The following is a 4,438-nucleotide window of genomic DNA, read 5'->3' as shown; positions in this document are numbered from 1 at the left end:
TTTCGTTGATTTTACTGGGTTCATGAAAGGGGAAATTAAAAATGACTAAAAAAGAGCATTTGATTGATGTACAACCGATTCGAAGCAAAGAAGAAATTGAAACTATGAAATGGGCACTTAAACGCCATTGCAGTGAAAGAGACTACATGTTGTTTCTAATCGGAATCAATACAGGCTTACGAGTAAGCGACCTGCTCCAACTAAAAACAGAACAGATCGTTGGATTAAAAAGAAAAAGAAAAAAGGAATTCATTGTTCTTGAAGGCAAAACGAAGAAAAAACGTATAGTTACTATCACATCTATTTTCGCTGAAGTACTTTCATATGCTGAAGGACTAGAAAGCGAGTGGCTTTTCCCTAGCCGTAAAGGAGATAAGCCTATAAGCAAGATACAGGCGTACAGACAGTTGCAAAAAGCAGGGGACTTTGCAGAAGTAGAGTCAATTGGCACTCATACCATGCGTAAAACGTTCGGTTACTGGTTCTACAAGCAAACAAAGGACGTTGCTATGTTGCAAGGCATACTGAATCACAGTACACCGCAGATTACACTGACTTATATCGGAATCAACAAAGAGGAAAAAGACAACGTATTGGACACATTCCACTTATAAAATACAGTCCATGAAAGGAGGTGAAAATATGCAAGTCCAATATAGCCATGAAAAAGGAAAATTCCAGTTTGTTCTTGATGACTATGTAACTATCATCGTTCGCTACTTGTATGCAGAAGATACAGAAGAGGAATTGTACTATCATGGAACAATCACACAGATACACGCAGAGGGCTTACACGCCGTTCTAGACGATGACAAGAGCAAGGAGCAATACTTTGCCTTTGCAGACATAGAAAAGGTGATACAAGGGCATTTAATACCGTTCCTAGGTGGATATACTAGAAGACAAGATATATAGCCATTACCAGCGATTCCATGGCACGGCACATGCAAATCCCTGCTCCCTTGCTAAAAGTCGGATACAGTCAAATCTGAGCGTTCTGAGTAACATTCTAGCGACTCGCCGTGTTCCTTGTAGAATCATAGGGAAGAAAATAGACTGGTAAAGGGAATCGTCTTTACATAGTGGAACATTTTTTTCTAGTAAAGCAACAATTTATACGATAAATGCAGTAATACCAAGCATTCGAACACGATAACGGACAAAATCACAGTTTTTGGGCATAAGAAAACAGGGGGTAGGTACTCCCCCTTAAAAAATCGCTATATTATTGTTGTATCAACGTTCTTTACGGTTATGATAGAGTTGAATCTACTTTACGAAACTAGCATACATATAATACATGAAAATTTTCTTTTTTCTGTAGGGCTTGAATCTTTTTTATAAATTCGTATATACTTCGGTTAGATATTTATTTTTCGGTTGCTCTTATTGTTTCGCACACAATAGGAGCTTTTTTTATGCCTTCTTGATGCTTACGTATCATTTCATAATGTTTCGTTTTCAAACGATTGCACCCCTCATCGATAATTTCAGCTATTTGGTCTATATCATTATCGAACGCTTTATACACCAATGCCAACGTAGGAGCAAGACTTCTTTTAAGCCACTCTTTTGTTTCCAATACCGTTTTTTCTTCAGTGATCGTAGTTAATGGCAACTTTTCAACTTCTCCCAAGAACTTGTCCCAAAACTTAGCGGTTTTCCATCTGCGTTTATTCGTATCCTTACTTTTCCCTTTTTCCACAAAACGGAGATAGTGTTTCAATATACCGCAAACAGTTTCACCAATGGACTCTTCTCCATCTTCTTTACTTGTGATAATTTCAGCAACTCGCATTGCTTTTTCATCTCGTAACTGCAATTCCGTTCTAATCCATACTTTAATATCTTCTGACACATTGTAATTTGTACCCTTACGTTCCGCTAGCTTATCGTATATCCGAATTTGAATATCAGATTGCGGAGAACCAAAATATAGTGTCATCCCATTTACATCACCAGAGTGTATTTTAATAGTTTCTAATACCCTAGCAAGTTTAAACGGAGATATTAATTCAGCTTTCTTAATCTTGTTTACCAGTTTCGGTATAGTAAACATACCTTCAAAATCATCAACCGCCGTATCTAATCTAGTAAGATAGCCCTGGTGTGCAAAAATGGACTGAAACAACTCTTTCCAAGTCTGTTTCCCAAGATTCTCATACTCACGGCATCCTCTACCTTTCAATTCAAGATGTAGACCCATATCCTCACGACCATTAAAGTAAATTACAATACTTCCATAACGGAAAGATTCTTTGTAACCATAATTTCCATCACCGTTAGAAAAGTCATCAGAATTTAGCTTCAAAACGTCAAAAATCAACTGCTCCATCTCGATATTTTTGAAAGTAGCTCCAACCCAGTCTACACAAGCTCTCAGCCCAGTTTCGGTTGTACGCTCCACCCCCATGTTATGTGTACGGGGGTTCGAGTATGGATGTAAATATTCTTTCTTCATTTCTTCACCCATTTTCTATTAAAAAATTTCAAGGAACACGGCGAAAAAAGATTCGCCTTGTCTCCAAGATTAAACATTAGCAAACTCATTCGTCAACCGATTCTTTTTATATTCTTCTAGTATCTGATATAGGAAAACCCTATAGGAGCGAAAAAAATAGCACAATTTGCTGAGTAGCTATTTGTATATGTTTGCGTATTTTCAAATCTTTACATGCCCATACCCCCTCTTACATGAAGCCTACGGCCGATGAAAAGAAAACCCCGTCCCCCACAACAGAATGTTTCCTTCTCATTTCCGTATGGATCATTGCTGTAATTCCTGCTGCATGTATCAAGTCAATGCTACTTCCATTGTCCGTATTGCTTTTTATTCCATGGTTCCATTGACGCACAGATTCCACCCTCTGCACTCTTAAGGAATTAACGCCACCAGGGGAAACCACCCTGCTGGGTCACTTCCTACGAGTGTAAAGCAAAGGGTCACTATACATAAATGGACTTTCACGGCATAAACGCACTACTCAGCACTCACTACAAGAAAAGAGAGCCACAATCAGCCCTCTAGTCAATTAAATCGTTTGGTGTAATGTGATTCTTGTGTACCGCCATGTATTCGTAAATTCCATTTTCCCAGTTAATCGGCTCATATGCAGGCTTATCTTGACCAATTAGCTCATACATCTCTATACGGTGCTTATTGGCTTCTCGTTGCCACTCAGTAACGTCAGGACGTTCATTCTCTTCTTCCAACCGCTTAATCATTGCTTCTGCTTCTGCATCAAGTTTTTGCCCATGTACTTTTCTCATGATTTTCTCCTTTCAATCCATCCTAGTTAATTTGTTTGGCTTAGCTCCAGAGTGCAGAGCTACATACTCGTAATAGCCGTTATTTTGGTCGTACTGCTTAATTGGATGATTTAGTGTGATTGCCAATTCAAGCTCTTTTATGCGTTTCTCATTCAATTCTCGCACGGCTGATGATGTACTCTCATACTCATTCACTCGTACAAGTCGTTCAAGTTCAATTTGCAGCTGCTTCATCATTTGTTTATCCATGGATCATTGCTCTTTTTCATAATCAAAAGCTAATTTTCCGTTTCGATAATACTTGTCGCCATACAAGTAAATACACATTTTCTTCATGTGCTTTCTAGGTAAAAGCATGTCACATTGCTCCACTCTAGATAACGTCACTTTCGGAATACCAAGATGCAAAGCCAGTGTTTCTTGCGTGAATCCATCTACAAGGCGTTTTGTCTTTATCTGCTCATGAAACGGCATAAGACGAAACTCTCTAGTTTCATTTAACCAGTTCGCCATTTTGGTAGTCCTCCTCATACAGATACTGTTTGATTCTCTCAATCTGAATGTGAGGTCTTTTACCAGTTTCAAGAAGCTCTTTGCCACTCTCAATGCTAGAAACTCGTGAAAAGTACTCTAATCCAAGAATTTCAGCTAGTTCTTGTTGGGTAAAACCTTCAATTTGTCGTTTAATACGGAGTTGTTTGTGTAGAGGAAGACCATCTGCAATAACAATTGTTGTGTTCTTGTGTTCATCGGGATTGAATTTATCCCATGTTGTAAATTTCATATGGAATTGTCCTTTCTGATTTGAGGTTGTAAAGCGAGGTAGCGACAGGGAGCGAAGGAGCATCAACTCTCCCCATCACTATATATAAATCGTAACCATTTCCCTTTTTACTTGTCTATATATTTTTTACAAATTTAGTAACTAATTTACTGGACTTCTTCACTAGTTCAATGTAAACTTTTAGATAGAAGTATACATTCGTTTTGCTGATTTTATTGGGTTCAATCCATTTTGGAGGAAAATCCAGTTTTACATATAAAAAGTATACATTCATTTCGTTGATTTTACTGGGTTCATGAAAGGGGAAATTAAAAATGACTAAAAAAGAGCATTTGATTGATGTACAACCGATTCGAAGCAAAGAAGAAATTGAAACTATGAAAT

Annotated in this window: 8 protein-coding genes; 2 read left to right on the top strand and 6 right to left on the bottom strand. The window is 37.9% G+C overall.

Annotated elements, in window-relative coordinates; genetic code table 11:
• Positions 1–41: 41 nt before the first annotated feature.
• Positions 42–614: a tyrosine-type recombinase/integrase gene (locus ACTFSI_RS27725; protein ID WP_161144505.1), complete on the top strand. Its 573-nt coding sequence runs from the start codon at positions 42–44 to the stop codon at positions 612–614.
• Positions 615–642: 28 nt separating this feature from the next.
• Positions 643–915: a hypothetical protein gene (locus tag ACTFSI_RS27720; RefSeq protein WP_161144504.1), complete on the top strand. Its 273-nt coding sequence runs from the start codon at positions 643–645 to the stop codon at positions 913–915.
• Positions 916–1,369: 454 nt separating this feature from the next.
• On the opposite strand, the gene ACTFSI_RS27715 is transcribed toward ACTFSI_RS27720, so the two are convergent.
• The 6 genes from ACTFSI_RS27715 to ACTFSI_RS27690 form a co-directional block, all read right to left on the bottom strand.
• Entirely contained in the window at positions 1,370–2,461 is a 1,092-nt protein-coding gene (locus ACTFSI_RS27715; protein ID WP_063263157.1) for a replication initiation factor domain-containing protein, read from the bottom strand.
• A gap of 229 nt (positions 2,462–2,690) precedes the next feature.
• Complete coding sequence (locus ACTFSI_RS27710; RefSeq protein WP_277711174.1) at positions 2,691–2,855, bottom strand: hypothetical protein; 165 nt, start codon at positions 2,853–2,855, stop codon at positions 2,691–2,693.
• Positions 2,856–3,024: 169 nt separating this feature from the next.
• Positions 3,025–3,270 carry a hypothetical protein gene (locus ACTFSI_RS27705; RefSeq protein ID WP_161144509.1) on the bottom strand — a complete coding sequence of 82 codons (246 nt, stop codon included), beginning with the start codon at positions 3,268–3,270 and terminating at the stop codon, positions 3,025–3,027.
• A gap of 12 nt (positions 3,271–3,282) precedes the next feature.
• Complete coding sequence (locus ACTFSI_RS27700) at positions 3,283–3,519, bottom strand: hypothetical protein (protein ID WP_161144508.1); 237 nt, start codon at positions 3,517–3,519, stop codon at positions 3,283–3,285.
• A 3-nt stretch (positions 3,520–3,522) separates the two neighbouring features.
• Complete coding sequence (locus tag ACTFSI_RS27695; protein ID WP_161144507.1) at positions 3,523–3,783, bottom strand: helix-turn-helix domain-containing protein; 261 nt, start codon at positions 3,781–3,783, stop codon at positions 3,523–3,525.
• On the bottom strand, positions 3,764–4,054 hold the full coding sequence (locus ACTFSI_RS27690; RefSeq protein ID WP_161144506.1) for a helix-turn-helix domain-containing protein: 291 nt from the start codon (positions 4,052–4,054) through the stop codon (positions 3,764–3,766). The genes ACTFSI_RS27695 and ACTFSI_RS27690 overlap by 20 nt, the downstream gene beginning before the upstream one ends.
• Between the last annotated feature and the right edge of the window lie 384 nt (positions 4,055–4,438).

The organism is Bacillus cereus group sp. MYBK101-2, assembly GCF_051918845.1.
Classification (GTDB): domain Bacteria; phylum Bacillota; class Bacilli; order Bacillales; family Bacillaceae_G; genus Bacillus_A; species Bacillus_A paranthracis.
This window is presented reverse-complemented; position numbering and strand designations above follow the sequence as displayed.